General features: G+C 42.2%; 14 protein-coding genes. 9 read left to right on the forward strand and 5 right to left on the reverse strand.

Annotated elements, in window-relative coordinates; genetic code table 11:
• Positions 1-3 precede the first annotated feature (3 nt).
• Positions 4-2,850, reverse strand: coding sequence for a TonB-dependent receptor (locus OGI71_RS24665; protein WP_282252733.1), 2,847 nt, complete (start codon positions 2,848-2,850; stop codon positions 4-6).
• A gap of 508 nt (positions 2,851-3,358) precedes the next feature.
• Between OGI71_RS24665 and OGI71_RS24670 the strand changes: the two genes are divergently transcribed.
• The 7 genes from OGI71_RS24670 to OGI71_RS24700 all read left to right on the forward strand — a co-directional run bounded on the left by OGI71_RS24670 (position 3,359) and on the right by OGI71_RS24700 (position 13,835).
• Positions 3,359-3,925, forward strand: a complete 567-nt coding sequence (locus OGI71_RS24670; RefSeq protein WP_282252734.1) for a sigma-70 family RNA polymerase sigma factor — start codon at positions 3,359-3,361, stop codon at positions 3,923-3,925.
• Positions 3,926-3,994: 69 nt separating this feature from the next.
• On the forward strand, positions 3,995-5,113 hold the full coding sequence (locus OGI71_RS24675) for a FecR family protein (RefSeq protein WP_282252735.1): 1,119 nt from the start codon (positions 3,995-3,997) through the stop codon (positions 5,111-5,113).
• A 30-nt stretch (positions 5,114-5,143) separates the two neighbouring features.
• The gene (locus tag OGI71_RS24680; RefSeq protein WP_282252736.1) at positions 5,144-8,551 is read left to right on the forward strand and encodes a SusC/RagA family TonB-linked outer membrane protein; all 3,408 of its coding nucleotides are present in this window, start codon (positions 5,144-5,146) and stop codon (positions 8,549-8,551) included.
• A 3-nt stretch (positions 8,552-8,554) separates the two neighbouring features.
• Positions 8,555-10,042 (forward strand): RagB/SusD family nutrient uptake outer membrane protein, encoded by a 1,488-nt coding sequence (locus tag OGI71_RS24685; RefSeq protein ID WP_282252738.1) that lies wholly within the window; start codon positions 8,555-8,557, stop codon positions 10,040-10,042.
• A gap of 5 nt (positions 10,043-10,047) precedes the next feature.
• Positions 10,048-10,818 carry a DUF4843 domain-containing protein gene (locus tag OGI71_RS24690; protein ID WP_282252739.1) on the forward strand — a complete coding sequence of 257 codons (771 nt, stop codon included), beginning with the start codon at positions 10,048-10,050 and terminating at the stop codon, positions 10,816-10,818.
• A gap of 11 nt (positions 10,819-10,829) precedes the next feature.
• Complete coding sequence (locus OGI71_RS24695) at positions 10,830-12,299, forward strand: PKD-like family lipoprotein (protein WP_282252741.1); 1,470 nt, start codon at positions 10,830-10,832, stop codon at positions 12,297-12,299.
• Positions 12,300-12,362: 63 nt separating this feature from the next.
• The gene (locus tag OGI71_RS24700; RefSeq protein ID WP_282252742.1) at positions 12,363-13,835 is read left to right on the forward strand and encodes a TlpA disulfide reductase family protein; all 1,473 of its coding nucleotides are present in this window, start codon (positions 12,363-12,365) and stop codon (positions 13,833-13,835) included.
• Positions 13,836-13,960: 125 nt separating this feature from the next.
• Here the strand turns inward: OGI71_RS24700 and OGI71_RS24705 are convergent, their stop codons facing one another.
• Genes OGI71_RS24705 through OGI71_RS24720 form a run of 4 tightly spaced genes read right to left on the reverse strand, consistent with a single transcriptional unit; the run spans position 13,961 to position 17,176 of the window.
• Complete coding sequence (locus OGI71_RS24705; protein ID WP_282252743.1) at positions 13,961-14,902, reverse strand: glycerophosphodiester phosphodiesterase family protein; 942 nt, start codon at positions 14,900-14,902, stop codon at positions 13,961-13,963.
• Between the two features lie 17 nt (positions 14,903-14,919).
• On the reverse strand, positions 14,920-15,435 hold the full coding sequence (locus OGI71_RS24710; protein WP_282252745.1) for a shikimate kinase: 516 nt from the start codon (positions 15,433-15,435) through the stop codon (positions 14,920-14,922).
• Positions 15,436-15,441: 6 nt separating this feature from the next.
• Positions 15,442-16,626: a BT_3928 family protein gene (locus OGI71_RS24715; protein ID WP_282252746.1), complete on the reverse strand. Its 1,185-nt coding sequence runs from the start codon at positions 16,624-16,626 to the stop codon at positions 15,442-15,444.
• Between the two features lie 7 nt (positions 16,627-16,633).
• Positions 16,634-17,176, reverse strand: a complete 543-nt coding sequence (locus tag OGI71_RS24720; RefSeq protein WP_259187495.1) for a DUF1599 domain-containing protein — start codon at positions 17,174-17,176, stop codon at positions 16,634-16,636.
• A gap of 230 nt (positions 17,177-17,406) precedes the next feature.
• Between OGI71_RS24720 and OGI71_RS24725 the strand changes: the two genes are divergently transcribed.
• The gene (locus OGI71_RS24725; RefSeq protein ID WP_282252750.1) at positions 17,407-18,204 is read left to right on the forward strand and encodes a HipA family kinase; all 798 of its coding nucleotides are present in this window, start codon (positions 17,407-17,409) and stop codon (positions 18,202-18,204) included.
• Positions 18,182-18,565 carry a DUF3037 domain-containing protein gene (locus OGI71_RS24730; protein WP_120259515.1) on the forward strand — a complete coding sequence of 128 codons (384 nt, stop codon included), beginning with the start codon at positions 18,182-18,184 and terminating at the stop codon, positions 18,563-18,565. Before OGI71_RS24725 ends, OGI71_RS24730 begins: the two co-directional genes overlap by 23 nt.
• The last annotated feature ends 113 nt before the right edge of the window (positions 18,566-18,678 follow it).

An 18,678-nucleotide genomic window follows, 5' to 3' on the forward strand; every position in this document is an offset into this window, starting at 1 on the left:
TTTTTAAAAACCAATATTTACACTCATGGCATAGCTACGTGGAGCCGGCACCGCAGTCCAGTCGGATGATAGATAGCTGATGCCACGCGTACGTTTGCTACCGCCCTGTGAATCTATTTGTGGTTCGATACCTCCATAGTTGGTCGTTAGCCACAGGTTGTTTCCTGTTAATGATAGCACGCAGCTTTTGAATAGGCCATTGGTTTGTTTCTTGGCCCAGGCACCTAAATCATAGGAGATGGTGACATTGCTCAAACGGATGAAATCGGCTTTCTCAATAAAATTACCACGAGGGCCAGCATATTGGGCAAGTTCATTTGCTGTCGCAATATACTCCGGCGTGCCTGGTGTCTGCGTGGCAAGCAGTGCTTTGAGATCCTCGCCTGCCTTGAAGTTATTCCCTTGGCTGGCAACATTTCTATTGGAGATATTATAGACTTTAGCGCCTTTTGAATAGTTAAACAAAGATTGGATTCGGAGGTTATTGACCAATTGAAGATTGAACCCAAATGATCCATTATAGGTAGGGAAAGGTTTACCCAATACCTGTGGTGCGCTTTCTTTAGGCCCTGTATAAACGCCGTTGCTATTGAAATTGGCACCTTCGGATACACCTGTATAGAACGAGAATGCTGGGAGTCCCGGACGGATCAGATTGACCGTGTTGATAATGTCATTTCCACCTGAGCTGATTACTTTATTGGACTGGTGATTGAAAATCACGAAGAGATCCAGACTGTTTTTCTGATTACTGCTGGTAAATACACGGCTGTTATAAGTTACTTCAATCCCTTTACCACGAATTTTACCCACATTTTCGGGATAGTCTCCACTCAAACTGGAGGGCCAGCCCAAAGAAGGCAATAATGTGGTATATACAATCGCATCGCGTGTGTTTTGCATATAGTAGGTAAAGCCCAAACGTTGTTTGAAAAAGCTGATATCAGTACCAATCTCAAACTCACCGGTGCGCTCAGGTTTGATATCAGGATTGCCTTTACGCAATGGTCTGACCAAGGTGCCAAACGAAGAGTTTTCAATAAGATAAGCCGTTTGCGCATCGTTTGGATAAGGTAAACGACCAGACTCGCCATAAGCGGCTCTTATCTTCCATTCATCGATCTTACCTTGCATAAATTCAAACGGTTTCACATTGTAGGCAACACTCACTGTGGGGTACCAGATACTGGCTACATTCCGACCGATCATATTAGATACGTCTCTTCTGACCCCGGTATTGATAAACAACTGATTGTTGTAGCTTAAAAATGCCTCACCATAGATACCATGGGTACGTTTTTCGAAATAAGTATCGGTTGTACCTAAAATTTCAGCTGCCGAGGAGATGTTACTAATCCCCGGTACAGCAAAATTACGTACGCTGATACCGCTGACAGTTTCGGTAGATTTCGTCAACTGTGATAATAGTGCCAGATTCAGCTGCCATTTATCCGCTAGGGCGAAGTTGCGCGACAACTTGACATCCCAGTTGATATTCTGGTTTTTACGGTCACTGACCTGTTTGGCACCGGTACTGTTTGTGCCCTGTAGGTAACCATAGGGAAGATAGTTCAACCCATCGATCCGATTGAGGTCAAGCCCCACAAGACTTTCCAGCTTAATATTAAAAGGAAGCGTATAGTTTAATTTGACACTTCCTGTAAAGCGGTCATTGGAATAACTTTTCTCAATAGCACGCCAGGTTTCTTCGGAAATAAAAGGCCAGGGCGTCTGATCGCGCATCAGATTCCAGATGGCATCATCACGTCCTGAGGCAGACTGTGGGATGTTCAGTTTTCCTTTGACATAGCCAGCGGTGAAACCCAGTTTGAAGTTGTCTTTAGTAAAATCGTATCCGGCACGAAAGGTCTGTCTATTGTCTTTGTTGCCCGGGATAATACCTGAAGTGGTATTGGAGTTGGCCGAAAAGAACACACTGTTTGCCTGATCAAACTGTGCCGATAAATTGGCATAGAACTGATTTTGATGACCGCGATCAAAGAAGTTGTTCAGGGCATCGTTGTTGACATATTTTGTGTATTTATTGGCGAGTTCGCTGAAACCGCCGGTATATTTTACATTGACAGCCATGCCTTTTTTACCGCTCAGGCCACGTTTGGTCTGGATAATAACGACACCGTTAGCTGCCTCTGCACCATACGAAGCTGCTGCTGCAGGTCCTTTGATCACATCGATAGAAGCAATATCGTTCATCGGTAAGTCATTCAGCGCACTCATAGCTTCCTGTGAGGAGTTTACATCAGCAGTATTACTGCTACCGTAACGTACCCCATCGATAAAGATCAGGGGATCACGTTCCATACTGAAGGTTGCTGCTGAACGAATATCAAAACGGATGGGCATACCCACTTTTCCATTGGTATTGTATACCTGAGCACCGCTAATTCTTCCGTTTACCAGTTCCGCTAGAGAAGAGGGATTACTTTTAGCGACAATATCTGCAGCATCAATATGATCGACATTGGTACCAATTGCCCGTTTGCTCCGTGAATTGGCCAAACTTGCTGTGACTAATACTTCGTCCAGTGCAACTCCCGATTCAAGGTTAATCTCAATTTGCTGTCCGTCCTGTACTTTTGAAAAATAACGTTCGAAGCTTTTATAACCAACCATTTTAACCCGCAAGGTCTCCCCATTGTGAAGAACAAGATTAAATTTTCCGTTAGCGTCGGCGACGGTTCCGCTTTGTGGTCGCTCCTTGATGATTATACTCGCTCCCGGTACGATCGTACCCGTGCTCTTGTCATGCACGATACCCTGGATATTTTGTGCTTGAAGGGCAAAACAGGAAAGCAAAGTGATGCTCAAAAAAGTAAAAAATTGATACATATGATTTTTATAGACTGTTTTTCTTTATTTAGTTTTGATCTAAATAAGGTAAAATTTTGCGCAAAGGTAATCATATCCTAAGAATTGACAAATTGGTTTTTAACTTTTTTTAACAAAAGAGACCAAGTTAATTCCTTCATTGGGAATGAATTATTCAAGTAATAATAAGTAGTTTTTGATTAACAAGTATACTTAAATCAAGTCTTAATAGGCTTAATGTTTAAAGACAAGCTGAACCCACACTTCGTGTTACTCTACCGCTTAAATAAAAAATCTACTTAATTAGTAGTCTTTGTTGTGATTTTACTATTTTTGCTGAACTGTTATCAGATTACATATTAGAGGAAGTAATGCGTGTGAGGCGTTTACAATAATAAAAAGTTACATAAGATATTTATAAAGAATTAAAATAGTCAGGGATGCTTTTCGAGGAATTGCGGTTTTCACATCGTGCGATCTTTTTGGATACAAAAATTCTAAAAACTATCTTTGTCCAAATCAATACATCATGCCTAAGTTGGAAAGTTTGAGTGATGAGGAACTACTCCTTTTGGTTTCCAAGAACCAAGACGGGGCATTTCATATGCTGTATGAAAGATATAAAGCAGCTCTGCTCGTTTACGCGATCAAACGGGTCGGCGAAGAAGCTGGTGAAGATCTGGTACAGGATGTGTTTATTCGCACCTGGAACAACAGGTACTCCATCGACTACCAAAATGATTTTAAGGCTTATCTTTTTACGGCACTCCGACGTCGTATTATAGATTATTTTGCAAAGGAAAATAACGCACAGGGTTATTTGGAGGATCTTAGATCCTATGCCAGTGAATTCGCATTTGACGAGGCTGATGCGCATATCCGCGCGCAGTCCTTTCGTGATTCCATCTTCGCTGTACTTCATAGCTATGGTCCGCAATATCAAGCGGTTCTAAAATTGCGCTTGCAAGGTTATTCCAATCCCGAAATAGCAGTTATGCTAGGGCTTTCTGAAAAGACTGTACGCAATCAATATTCATCTACTTTAAAAATCATACGCTCTAATTTTTCGTCTTTTTTACTTTTTTTATTTTTTTGAGGGACAATCGTCTGGGAGCGCCGTTTACCTTAGTATAGCTGCATTAGAGCTGAACTAACAATTATTACTATGAAGATCGACGATTCACTTTTCGCAAAGTATCAAGCTGGGGAATGTTCTACGGAGGAAATAGCTTTGGTTGAGCGTTGGTTGGATCAGTTGGATCGTTTTCCTGAACCACAGGATCGAAAGATGTTAATGCTTTTGGAAAATCTGGACAACAAAATGCCTTTTATCAAAAAACGCAAAAAACAATCCAGATGGAAGTGGCTGGCTGCTGCAAGTATCCTTATTTTGTTGTCAACAACGGTCTCTATATATTGGAGCAAACGGGCTGCTCATTTCCAGTATGCAAACATTGAAGATATCAAGGCACCTATAAAATCCAATGCCATTGTCGTACTGGAAAATAATACGGAATACGACTTGGATAAGTTAAAACGTAATGACACCTTAAATGCCGGCGGCTACCGCATCGTGCGGACGAATGACGATCAGATTATCTATTTAACTGATCCTGCCCAGAAATCAAAAATCGTGTACAATACAATTCGTACGAAAACAGGCGGGACGGCCCATGTACAACTCGCCGACGGCACTAAAGTCTGGCTAAATACCAATAGTGAACTGCGATATCCGATTTGTTTTACAGGTGATATTCGAGAGGTAGCGTTACGGGGTGAGGGTTATTTTGAAGTTGCCAAACAAGAGCGAACGGGTAGAAGAGTTCCATTTTTTGTACGTGGTAATAAGCAGACAATCCAAGTATTGGGAACGAAATTCAATGCGGATTTTACAATTAACAATGAAACGGCATTGCTTGAAGGTGCAGTGGCTTTCTCCAATCAGGGATCAAGTTTGGAACAGCGCAGAAAGGACCAGTTTTCCGTACGAATCAGGCCTAATCAGGTATACGATGGAAAGAAGATTATCGAGGCCAGTGATATTACCCGTTATATCGACTGGAAAGAGGGGTATTTTGATCTGAACGACCTGAATGTAGAGCAGCTGTCCCGAAAATTAAGCGCCTGGTATGGGGTGGAGATCAAGGTAGACAATAGTTTGGCACAAGTACAGCTTTTCGGACGTGTGCGACGTGACAAAAGTCTTAAAGAGGTGTTGGACCTGATGGGACAGGTACGTCCTATGAACTATACTATGAAAAATAATTACATATACATCAAATAGAGGAACGACGAACTAACAAAAACTAACCTTATGAAAATGAAAGTTTACCATTTTGAAAAAAGAATGGCGGCTACCGGTTTGCCCAAAGATGTCGGTAAATGTTTGTCGAGATTGATGCTGAGCGGATTACTTTTATCGGGCTTTGTGGGGACGGCCGTGGCGCAGCGTATTACACTCAAAGAAAGCAAAAGCTCCATGTATTCGGTCCTAGAGAAGATCCGGAAACAGGCGAATGTAGATCTGATCGGTGATTTGGCCTCACTTAAAGGCAGTAAGCCGATCAGTATTCAGGTGAAAGACAAAGATATCGAGCAGGTGTTACGGGAAATTGCTGCAGGGCAGGATGTCGATTTAATTTTTCGCAACAATACCATTTTGGTACGTAGGAAAGAATCATTGCCAAATAAAACAAACAATGACCAGTACGGCAAACACAGACATCAAGCAACAGAACAGCGTCAGATACGGGTAGAAGGGCGTGTACGGGATGCGGGGGGGAAGCCTTTGGCCGGGGTCTCCATTAAAATTTTGGGAGGTACGCGTAATGGTGTTTTATCTGGAGAAAATGGCCAGTTTTATGTTGTTGTCAATGAACCGCTGGAACTGATATTTTCGATGATAGGCTATGAAACTCAGCAGGTCAAAGTAGCATCGGGTGCGCCGCTACAAGTGATTATGCGTCAGGTCGAGAATAAAATTGATGAAACGGTAGTGACGGGATACACGCGGGTGCGCCGCGATAATTTTACAGGAGCGGCGACGATGGTGACCCGACAGGAACTGGAAAAGTTCAATTCCACAAACATCTTTACGGTACTGCAGGCTTTGGATCCTTCTTTTAAGGTAGACGAACGGGTAAATGCGGGTTCCAATCCCAACGTGATGCCACAGATTAATATTCGGGGGGTCTCCAGTGTAGGGGAATATGCCGTCAATGCACCATTGATTATCATGGATGGTTTTGAAGTGCCGATTACTACTTTGTACGACATTGATGTTAACCGCATTGAAACAATTTCCATTTTAAAGGATGCGAGTTCCACGAGTTTGTATGGCTCCCGTGGTGGGAATGGGGTGGTTGTTATTGAAACCAGATTGCCCAAAGACGGTAAATTTACCGTGACTTATGATATGAAACCATCAGTGTCCATGGTCGACCTTTCGGATTATAACCTCATGAATGCCGCGGAGAAACTGCAGTATGAAAAGCTGGCGGATTTATATACATCAAAAAGCGGCGATGCAGCATGGGACCTGATTCAGCAGGAGCATTATAATAATCTACTGACCAAACGTGAACAGGACGTGTTGGGCGGAGTGAATACCTATTGGTTGAAGCAGCCGGTGCGAAATACACTCTCCATCAATCATAGCCTGCGGATGGAAGGCGGGGGAAATGGCGTGCGTTATAGCCTTGAAGGTGGTTATTTTGATAACAAAGGCGTTATGAAAGAGTCGGGGAGAACACGTGGAAATGCGGGTTTTACGCTGATTTATCGGATACCAAATGTCATTACGTTCCGCAATGTGGCTACTTATCTTTATACGAAAGCATACGATAGTCCGTACGGGAATTTCGATACCTACACCAAACTCAATCCCTATGAGAAAATTTATGATGAGCAGGGAAAGTACAACATCCGCTTTGGGGAACTGGGGCGGTGGTATAGTTGGGGGGAAACAATGTTTAACCCGCTCTATAACGCGGGGCTTGGTTTCCGCAGTGATCAAGTAAGCCAAACCTTGCAGAACAATATGTCTATTGAATGGTTTGCGTTGCCCAAATTGATTGTGAGGGCTTCTGGGACTATTGTCAGGATAAGCGCCGATATAGACAAGTATAAATCACCATTTCATACGGATTACACCAATATTACAGATGCTAATCTGAAAGGTGCCTATACTTTTGGAAACCAGAATTTCACCAAATACGAAGGAAAAGTAGATCTGCAATATTCCAATAAATTCGGCAAACATCAATTGGTGGCCAATGCCGTCGCTGAGATTCGAAAGCAGAATACCGTCGGAAATCTGAATACAGTGACAGGCTATGTGGATGATCGTTTTATGACGCCGCAAATGGCTTTGCAATATGCGACCGGGTCACTGCCTGAGTCAACGTCGTTGCCTGTGCGGTCTGTCGGATTTTTGGGTTCCTTGTTCTATACATACGACAATAAATATAATGTCAGTGGTACACTGCGTTCAGATGGTGCCTCGATCTATGGCAGTCAAAATCGTTTTGGAACTTTTTGGAGCGCAGGATTTTCCTATAATATGCATAACGAGGAATGGTTTAAAAATGATTTTTTGACAAGATTACGCTGGTATCTGAATGCGGGTACCTCGAGTACAGTCAGTGATTTTAATGTAGGCATGGTGAGCACATCGTACAACTTTTTGTCGGGTCGTAATTATTACAATCAATATGCCGCAATCTATAGCGGTCAGGGAAATCCGGCAGTTCGTTGGCCTGAACAGCAGCAAAGGAGCGTAGGGGCGGAATTTGGCATCAAAGGTGATTTTCTGAAAATTGATGTTTCATTTTATGACCGGGTTACCAACCGGATGATTTCCACGGTCAACGTGGCCCCTTCTTTCGGGTTCTATCAGAATAAATTTTTTCAGAACCTCGGAAAGGTACAGAACAAAGGTTTTGAGGTCATGGCCAACATGCGGCTACTCAGTAATCCTGCAAAAGATTTTAGCTGGTACCTTTCGCTCGGCGCTGTACAGAATAGGAGTAAATTGAAAGAAATATCCAACGAACTGCGCACACTTAATGAGTCGTTGGTCAAGAAAGACGGCAAAGGAAACGTCATACAGCCGTCGCAATATTATCAGCAAGGACAGTCCCTCGGCGTTATCCGTGCGGTACCTTCCCTAGGGATAGATCCGGCCAATGGACGTGAATTGTACCGGGATCGGAATGGTAATGTTACCTATGTTTGGGATGCCAATAATCAACAGGTCGTTGGTAATACCGAGGCAACCTTATACGGTAATGTTGGTACTTCGGTCAACTTCAAAGGACTATCAGTGCAAATTATTGGTAACTATTCCTTAGGCGGGGATATTTACAATCAGACACTGATGGATAAGATCGAAAATAATATCGCTTATCAAAATGCGGACCGCCGTGTATTGGAAGAACGATGGAAACAGCCTGGTGATCTGACGAAATACAAGGCTATTGGTGATCAGTCTTTTACACAGCCTTCCAGCCGTTTTATACAGACGGAGTCTTACCTCCGGTTTTCGACGATCAATATCAATTATTCATTCAGTAATGAAATCCTCAAGCGGTATAAGTTGGAGAGGCTAAGGCTGAACTTCTCCATGAACGATATGTTTCGCTGGAGCACGGTACGCATGGAACGGGGTATAAGCTATCCCTATGCCCGTGAATTTAATTTTGGTGTAATGGTTCAATTTTAAAGTATGAAAAAGTTACTAATTGCCATCGTGATGCTCGGCATATTGTCAAGCTGCGAAAAGTTCTTAAATGTAAACCCTACGGATAAGGCCTATGAAGAAGATCTGCTCACTGATCGTTCAGGTTTCAATGCGGCGCTGGCGGGTGTATACGAAACATTAAATACGGATACGCTGTATGGTCGGGAGATGAAATATGGTTTTATGGAAAGTCTGGTGGGATCATATAATGTGACCAATTCGGCCCATAAATATTATCGACCCTTTCGTTATGAGTATAATTACGATGAGCCCAAGAAAATGATCGATAACATCTGGGCGAGATTTTATCAGTGTATCAATCAGACGAATATTATTCTGGGAAATGTAGACCGTATAAAAAATGACAGCTACTACAACCTCGTGCGTGGTGAGGCTATTGGACTGCGGGCCTTCTGTCATTTTCAGCTGTTAAAATTGTTTGGACCATCCATTCCGAGTGAAGGGGTTGAGGCGAAAGCGATTCCTTATCGGACTGCGGTCGTCTATTCGGCTACTAAATTTTCTTCCGCAGCAGAGGTGATCGCTTTATTGGAAAAAGATCTGTCCGAGGCCCGTGCTTTACTGGATAAAGATCCTATTCGGTCAAATGCGCGTGATGCCAATTTAAACCAATTTGCCTATGAGCAATACAATAGTCTGATTGATTACAGGGGGATCCGAATGAATTATTACGCTATTGTTGCGTTACAGTCCATGGTGGCACAGTGGAAAGGTGATCTGGTCAGCGCCGGAAAATATGCGGAAGAGATTATTACTGAACTGAAGACAACACAAAGTATTCGAATGGCACTCTCTGGTGAAATTGGATCTGTAGGAAATACACGTATGCCCATGGAAAATATTTTTGCCTTGTTCTCCAGTAGGTTAGGTGCGAAGGTGAGCACTGTTTTTGCTCAGGCGGACGCGACAACAACAAGCTCAACTTCACCGCTTTTATTTCCCAACTATACTTGGTTGCGAACAAATCTCTACAATAGTACAGTCCATGGCTCATTGAACGATGCACGTCTCGCAGGCTGGTTTGTACAACCCAATACATCCTATCCCTGGAAGTTGTCCAAGTACCTATTTGATCAGACTAAGCTGCCTTCAGATGCGAATTACAGACCTTTGTATGAAAGCAAAGTAATCGGCTTACATACAATCTATATGATCGCCGCTGAAAACTATGCTTCAACTAGCCCAGCCAAAGCAATGGAATATCTAAACCTTGTTCGTAACACAAGAAATATTACCACGGATCTTGCACTGAGCGCGGATATGACCACACAAAAGATTAGGGATCTATTGTTTGACGAAATGCGTAAGGAAAATATTGGCGAGGGATATTTATTTACAGAGTATAAACGTCTCTTTCGGCCGATAGATCGAGCCACATTGGTGCAGCCTAAAAATGAAATTTTCAGACTACCGATCCCAGCGGATGAATTGTTGTATAATCCTCAAAATTAATCAAGATGAAAAGATATATTTTGCTTTTTTGTGCTACTGTGATCTTGAGTGCATGTAACAAAAATGACAACATGCTTCAGTTTGATGCTAAGCAGAGCTATATTTATTTTGCCTATCCAAATGCCAATACCCGGGCGGCAGAAAAATACATTGACAGTATTTATTATGGTTTTGCGCTGGATGCCGATCTGCAGCGTAAGGAAAAAACAATTGCGGTGCCTATTGCTGTGGGCGGGGAGTCAAGCTCCAATAACCGTACCTATGCTTACATCGTGGAAGACTCTTCCAGCTATGAACCCAATACGGTGAAATTCTCTTCCCCAGTGATTAATGCAAATAACTTTGTGGATACACTGTTTATCACATTCCAGCGCTCCATTAAGATGAAGACCAAACCTACAGTACTCTATTTGCGGTTGGCGGGAAATAATGAATTTGTTCCGGGTAACCTGTACAATCAGAAAATAAAAGTTGTCGTTGATGACATTCTGAATGAGCCTAAATGGTGGAATACCTGGAAGAATTATTTCGGACCCTATCAAAAAGAAATATTTCAGCAATGGATGCAGATCTACTATCTCGGAGCGGATCCATCACCAGACCTTACTACGGCAGCACCGGGACCAATATATTATTGGAACAATATGCCTACCTCGGCTTATGCCAGTTGGTATCCAGTGACATTTAACTATATCCAGGTGCTCAAGCAGTATTTTATCGACCATCAGGTTTATCCGGATGGCGATATTACGAAAGAACGAATTCAATTACCTTAACGCTCAAGCAGATGAACTTAAAAAATCTAACCTATATTCTATTCCTGGCGATTCTTCTATTTGAAGGCTGCTCCAAGGATTTGGGCAATTATGATTACAAAGATGTGAACACCATTGCGATCGCCGGTTTATTGGATAATAGTCATCCTACGGGACGGATCTATGAAGTTCCTTTTAACGATACCGTTCGATTGAATCCTACGGTCTCGGGCTCATTATCAGGCAATGATACCAGTGCACTGATTTTTGAATGGAAGGTAGATTCCGTAACGGTGAGCAAGACGAAAAATCTTTTCTATGTAGCGAACAAACGCTATGGGAAGATTTCAGCCGAGTTTCATGTCACAGATAAATCAACGGGTACCACAACAAGCTACAATTGCTTTTTGAATATTGTGAACCCCTATAAATGGGGCTACTATGTTTTGACACAGAATAAAGCGAAAGATGCTTCGCTCTATTGCCTATCCAGTATTACTAAAAAATCCTCGTTTGATCAGGTCCTATTGTCCAAATTGGATAAGTTGGGAAAAAATCCTTTGTCCATCAGCGGAACGAAAAAATACGGTGCCTCGTCTTCGGATTTCTATAATGTATTGACTATTGGTATTCAGGATGCAGTCAATCCCGTGGTGGTCATTGATTCCCGCGAGTTTGTTCCCACTTTATTGTACAATTCGTCAAGTTATGTGGGGGGTGGGGATTTTGTGTTCCGCCCCACTCAGGTACAGACGGATCTATATAATGAGGTGGTCTACGCGGTCAATAAAGGTAAATTCCATGTGTTAAGGAAAGGTACAATCGCGCTTCCGGCATTTATCAATGATCCCACGGATTATAAAATAGCTCCAAATGGGGTTGCTACACCGCTTGGGAACGGCAGTTATTTTATGAGTATATACGACGAAAATAATAAAAGAGTGCGTGTATGGGATAATGGGGTGACCGGGAATGAATATGCTTATGTAAATGACTATAAGGAAATCGCGGGTCAGGAATTGATGAACGGGAAAACATTCCTGGCCTGTAGCTATGCCAACATCCCGTCGATCAACCATATTTATCTCTTCAGACAGGATAATCAATTGTATTCCTATCGTTTGGATTATGGTGCGGATTATAAACCAAAAGCTTTCAGTCAGTTGGGAACTGCCGCAGTGCCCACATCCAGTCAAATCGGTTATGTTTATTTTGACGGGCGTACAAGCCGATGGTATATGGCGGCGGGCAAGACGATTTATATGGCCTCTTACCTGGGTGTAGAATTCCAAAAATATGTGCAACTGCCATCGGATGCAAGTGGGAATATCGTCAAGTTTAAGATCCTGGATGGGAAATTAATGATTGCTACAAACGATCCAGCTGCTGATAAACCTGGCTCGATCTACATCTACAATGCCAATACCATGGTATTGGAACAGGCTCACAAGCATGTTATTGATGAAATCGTCGATCTGCATTTAGGCATACTGGTAGAATAATGAGTTAAAGGGCAAAATATAAGTCCCTATATAATGGATAAAAAACAAATAAATCAAAAAAATATGAACATAAAGTTAATAACAATGGCGATTCCCCTGTTGCTTTTGGGAAGTCAAGCTACTTTCGGACAACTGGCAGCAAAAAAGGGGATTACGCAGGACGAACTGTACAAACATCTGAATGAATTATTCCAAAAGAATACAGAGGAGTCGAAAGCAGAGGTTTTGAAAGAGGCCGATTTTTTAGCGAAATCGAAACAGGAAGAAGACCAGCTGCTCGCTGGACGAATCTATACTGGCCTGGAAAAAAATGATAAGGCAGAAGCCATAAAAAAAGGCATCAACAAAAAATTTCCCAAAGGAATAACGGCCCGAAACGAAGCCTTTGGCAAGCTGTTTGAAAAAAATGAACTGACAGCTGCGCAAGCAGAGGCGGAGTATATTCGTTTAAGCAAGCAATTTCCCGAAAGCAGTTACGATGAGAAAAACAGGGGAGTATACGGATTTGCCATGGGGACCGTCGCTCAGCAGTATGCAAAGGAGAAAAACCTTGATAAGGTGAACAGTTACTTAGATCAGCTGAAATCCACATCCAATTATACAAATGCTGTTTTCGCCATTGGCCGAGAGTTAAACCAGCAAAAGGAATATGCCTTCGCGCAAAAAACACTGGAACCAGTTTATCTTAATCTCAGCCAACAAAAAACTGAAGGTCAAAAAGGAAATACAGGACGGCAATATCTGGGTGGTATTAGTCTACAATATGCGGAGGCCTTGTTAGGCAATCAACAAGTGGACAGAGCGCTGGAGATATTGGCGAAAGTGCAGCGAGAATTACCATCGGAAACGGCGGCCATAGCTTATGCCAAAGCTTTGGCCGCGAAAGGAAGGTCTTTAGATGCTTTTCAGCTCCTGGAGACCGAAGTTATTAAGAATGGAAAAGAACCTGAATTAATGGCCGAATTGCTGCCCTTGTATAGCAAATTGAACAATAGCCTATCGGATACGACTACTTATCTTAGAGACTTAAACGGGCGCATTGATGAAATGCTGGTTTCAAAATTGAAATCTGAGATGGTCAAAAAAGAGGCCGCACAATTCTCACTTGTAGATCGTTCTGGTAAAGAAGTTTCCTTGGCAAGTATGAAAGGTAAGGTTGTAGTACTTGATTTCTGGGCAACCTGGTGTGGTCCTTGCAAAATGTCCTTTCCTGGAATGCAAGCTGCGGTAGACAAATATGCAAATGATCCTGATGTAGCCTTTTTATTTATCAACACATGGCAGAAAGAGGAGAACTATAAAGAGTTGGTCAATAATTTTATCAGCGAAAATAAATATAGTTTCCATGTTTTATTTGATGAAATGAAAGAGCGGGATAAGTCTGTTGTTACCACATATGGCGTCAAAGGTATCCCTACTAAGGTTATTATCGATAAAGACGGTTTCATCCGTTTTCAATCTTCGGGTGGAGGAGCTGACGTGGAAAAAATTGTTCATGAAATCTCAACGAAGATCGAACTCGCAAGAAAGGGATAATTGCTCCAAGACAATAGCATAAATCTACGATAAAAGCGTAAATCTAATGAAATCCGTAGCTTTCTTCTTCAATAGATGGCTGCGGATTTTTTTTAGAAAGGTGTCTTATTTGAGAGTAACCTGATTTATTGCACAAATTTGGAAGTTATTCCTCTTTTTTTGATATAGAAATTTAATGCCCGTCCAGCCTCCTTTGGCTGGTCGGTACTCAGGATATCTGCACCACGTTCAATAAAACTGGCATACAGTTGAAATCCTTTCTTAGCGGCTTGTTTGTCAAGGTTACCTTGGGTGCCCAGGATACACATAATCCCATGATCATGCAATACTTTGGTCAGCTGTGGATCGGCTTCACGTGTGCCCACGAAGGCTAACAGCTTATTGTCAGGGATATCTTTTTCGTTGAGGCGGGCGAGGTCATCGAGGTTCTTCACAGAAGCGGATATCATTAGATCCCCGGCTAGGTTATGCACTTTGCCAGCCTGACCAGCACTATAAGTGATGATAACAACACTGGATTCGGCACGTTGCTGACGGATGACATTGATCACCGATTCGTAGGGAACATCATTTTTTATGTCTAGCGTAAAAATGACCTTTCCTTTTCCCCAAGCGAGTGCTTCGTCAAGTGTGGGGATCTTGTAAGGTGTTATTTTCTTGTTGTTGTCTACCAAACGCAGTTTTTTGAGCTCGGCTAATGTGCGTTCACTGACAGATCCACGGCCTGTGGTGGTGCGGTTGAGCGTATTGTCATGCATGAGTACCAGTGCAGAATCTTTGCTCAATCGAACATCACACTCCACGATAACGGGTTGTAGACCGGCATTGTAAGCAAAGGTCTCTAATGCATTTTCTGGATAACCGGAAGTGGGGCCACCACGATGCAGGCTGACTAATGGATAACGATTATCATCATAAGTCAGAAATTGATAGAGATCTTCTACGGTCGTCAGCTGAATGCGCTTGCCCACAGGTAAGCCTTCGGTATCACCGCTGTGTCGAAAACAGCTGCTGACAAGTAGTATACAGCTCAAGAGTGAAAAAAAGAAGTATGGGCGTATGCTCATTATTAACTATTGTACGATTAGGTATTATGCTGATTGATCAGGGCAACTAAAGTCTCTACTGTTGTGTTGAGCTGATCTATTGTCAAATGGGCTTGGTTGTAGTAGGGCTCGCGTTCTGTTAATTTCTCTTCGATAAAAACCCGTAGTTCTTCCGGTGATTTGCCGATTAGAATAGGTCTTTTGTGTAATTTTGATTGCGACAGACGATCAAATAAGGCTTTGGGGCTCATTTGCAGATATACCGCATAGCCATTGGCTTTGATCCAATCCATGTTGTCAAAAAAACATGGAGCGCCACCACCCGTGGATATCACGGCATAGTTGTCTGCAAATTTACGGATCTGCTCACGCTCAAGTTCTCGAAAGGCTGCTTCACCATGTTCGCCGAAATATTCGGTAATGCTCATGCCGATCTGCTTCACGATTTCTTCGTCAGTGTCGATAAAAGGTAAATCTAATTTGTTGGCCAACTTTTTTCCCAGTGTGGTCTTTCCACTGCCCATATAGCCAATCAAAAATATAGGTTTAGGCATATTATTCTATTTGTCCTTACTTAAAAAATTGTCTTCAATCGTTTTTGCATCCGGGAAATTATTGTAATGCCATTTGCCTATTACATTTCCACCTTTTAATAAGATCACCCCCGGATTGGCTCTAACCATGCTTTTTAATGGAATTAAATCCGCATAGTATATTTCAGCAATCAATTGCATCTTGTCACTCAGGTATTGTGCATCTTTGGATGCAGAGGCAGTCAGTAGGACAACACGAAGACCATTGTAATCTTTGGTCATCTGTGTCACTGTCTGATTGATTCTCTGGAGAGCATCTATATTTGTAGACGAAAGATCCTTCGCGACGATGATAACATTATAATAGGGGTTGGCGATGATCTCCTGTGTATGATCAGCACCGTCGGCGTCTGTGATCAATAAGTCGGGAATAGGAATATCATATCCTTTTTTGACAAGTCTACTTTCCGGCTCGCCAATGATTTCCCATGATTCGTCCTCCCATAGCTTATCCGCCATATAGATTTTGTCATTGACTTTCTTGGTCTCACCTGTCTTTTTGTTTTTCATGGTATAGAGCTGCTCAAAGACATCAGCTTCTTTTCCCTCTGGAAGAACCATCAGCGAAGGGAGGTTATTACCAATTTTATAGGGTAAGAAATCTATAAAAGGAAGATAGTTGACCGTATATACTCCGATACCCAAGGAAACAACAGCTGTAATTAATGTGACGACAAATTGATTGCCGGAACCTTTGATAATAGGCCGGATCTGTTTGCGATAAAAAAAGATGATCAGAATCAAGACCAATAACACCAGATCTTTGGAAAAAGATTGCCAAGGGGTCAGTGGAATGGCGTCGCCGAAACATCCACAGGAGGTGACAACTTCGAAAAACGCGGAATAAAATGTCAAAAAGGTGAAAAATAGGATCAATAACAGCAATCCCCAAGCCACTAAATTGGCATAGACACCAAACAACAATAGGGCACCTAAAAGGATTTCAAAACCACAGATCACTACAGCAATAGCGGTCGCGTATTCATTGAACGCAGTCAAGTGGAATACCTCAAAATATTCCTGCAGTTTATAGCCGAAACCAGTAGGGTCATTGGCTTTGATAAATCCAGAGAAAATAAAAAGAAGTCCAGTGAAAATGCGGCAAAAACCTAAAAGGTAATTTGTCTTTGTTGTCTGTTGTGCTGCTGTCATTATCCGATTATTGTTGTGCTAGTCCTAATTTAATTAACGCAAAAACTGCGTAGTTGAGCATATCCTGGTAATTGGCGTGAATGCCTTCGGATACAATTGTTTGGCCATCATTGTCCTCGATCTGTTTAACCCGATGAATTTTCATTAGGATCAAATCTGTCATTGAAGAAACACGCATATCACGCCAAGCCTCACCGTAATCATGATTTTTGGCCAGCATGAGGTCTCTGGTTTCCGTTACTTTTTCGGTATATTTTTGATTGACAAAGGTGGGATCAAGGTTTTCCTCCCCATCTTCACCCAGATCAATCTGGATCATAGCCATAATACAATAATTAATAATACCGATGTATTCGTCCACGACACCCTCTCCAACCTTGGATACTTTTTTGACCTCGAGCGTACGTATGCGTTGTGCCTTGATATAAATCTGATCGGTAATGGAAGACAGACGCATGATCCGCCATGCTGTGCCATAATCTTTTGTTTTTTTTATAAATAAATCTTGACAGTGCTTGATCACACTGTTATATTCCTGAATAGTATCCATATCGCTTTTGAAAAGAACTTGATTAAACAAGTCGAGATTATAGGACAAATATAATTAGAAAATAGTACTTCTGATGGTCAAATGAATGTACAATTTGCGTTATTTTGCTGAAATTTAAATAAATATTTGAGAATTTTCGGCCATTAAAGGTTTTAAAACTAACTTTATTTTAATTTGATATTATGCGCAGAGTTGATTGCCAACTTTGAATAGCAAGAAAATAGAAATTCATGAATTTTCAACAACCTATTATTCGCGAGGTAGAGATTACCCGATATGTTCAGCCATTTCGGGAAGGTGGATCTTTGCCGGCGCTAGTCGATGCTGATGATGGCTTTAGTTATGTCATCAAATTTAGAGGAGCAGGACAAGGGCGGAAGGCACTGATTGCTGAACTGATCGGTGGTGAACTAGCCAGACTGTTAAAATTAAGAGTGCCTGAAATCGTCTTTGCACATCTGGATGAATCTTTTGGGCGCTCAGAACCAGATGAAGAAATACAAGATCTACTCAAATTTAGTGTGGGAAAAAACCTTGGGCTCCATTTTCTGAGTGGGGCGATTACTTTTGATGCCAATGTTGATGTGATCGGTGCGGAAGAGGCTTCGAAGATTGTGTGGCTGGATGCCTTGTTGATGAATGTTGACCGCACAGTCCGGAATACCAATATGTTGATCTGGCACAAAGAACTGTGGTTGATCGACCATGGCGCGTCCTTGTATTTTCACCACAGCTGGGACAATTGGGAAGAACAATCGGTCAAACCTTTTGTGCAGATTAAAGATCATGTATTGTTAAAAAATGCGACCATTGTCGAAAAAATAGATGCTGAATTTAGCCCTATTTTTACGGAGGAAGTTTTTCGTAAGATATTGGCCGTTGTGCCAGACGAATGGTTGGTTGATTCCGAACGTGAATTGTCAGCGGCGGATGCGAGAGAAGTGTACGTTTCATTCTTGAAACAACGTGTGGCGAGTTCGTCAATTTTTGTAAAACAGATAGAAGATGCCAGAAAGAACCTTATATGAATATGCTGTGGTACGACTGGTGCCGCGTGTAGAGCGTGAGGAATTTATCAATGTTGGTATTGCGCTCTACTGTCGTAAATATCGCTTTGCCAAGATGGTCTATGCCATTGACGAGCAAAAAGTGCGTGCGCTCTGTCCTAAAATTGAATTGGAACTAATCGAAAATCACTTGTCTTCCTTTCAACGGATCTGTAATGGCGATAAAGATGCCGGAAAACTAGCAGCACTGGATATCACGGAGCGTTTTCGTTGGCTTACAGCTAAACGGAGCACGGTCATCCAGTGTTCGGCTTCACATCCCGGACTCTGTGAAGATCCCGAAGCAACATTGCAAAATCTGTTTGAGCGCCTGGTGCTTTAGTAGACATTGTCAGGCCGCCAAATGGAACTTGTGCCAAAAAGATGAAAAATGCTTGTTGCAACGATGTCTTAGGTAATAAGTTTGGGGCGGGGCTGGAACTCAAATAGAAAGAA

This window comes from Sphingobacterium sp. ML3W (assembly GCF_029542085.1).
GTDB lineage: Bacteria > Bacteroidota > Bacteroidia > Sphingobacteriales > Sphingobacteriaceae > Sphingobacterium.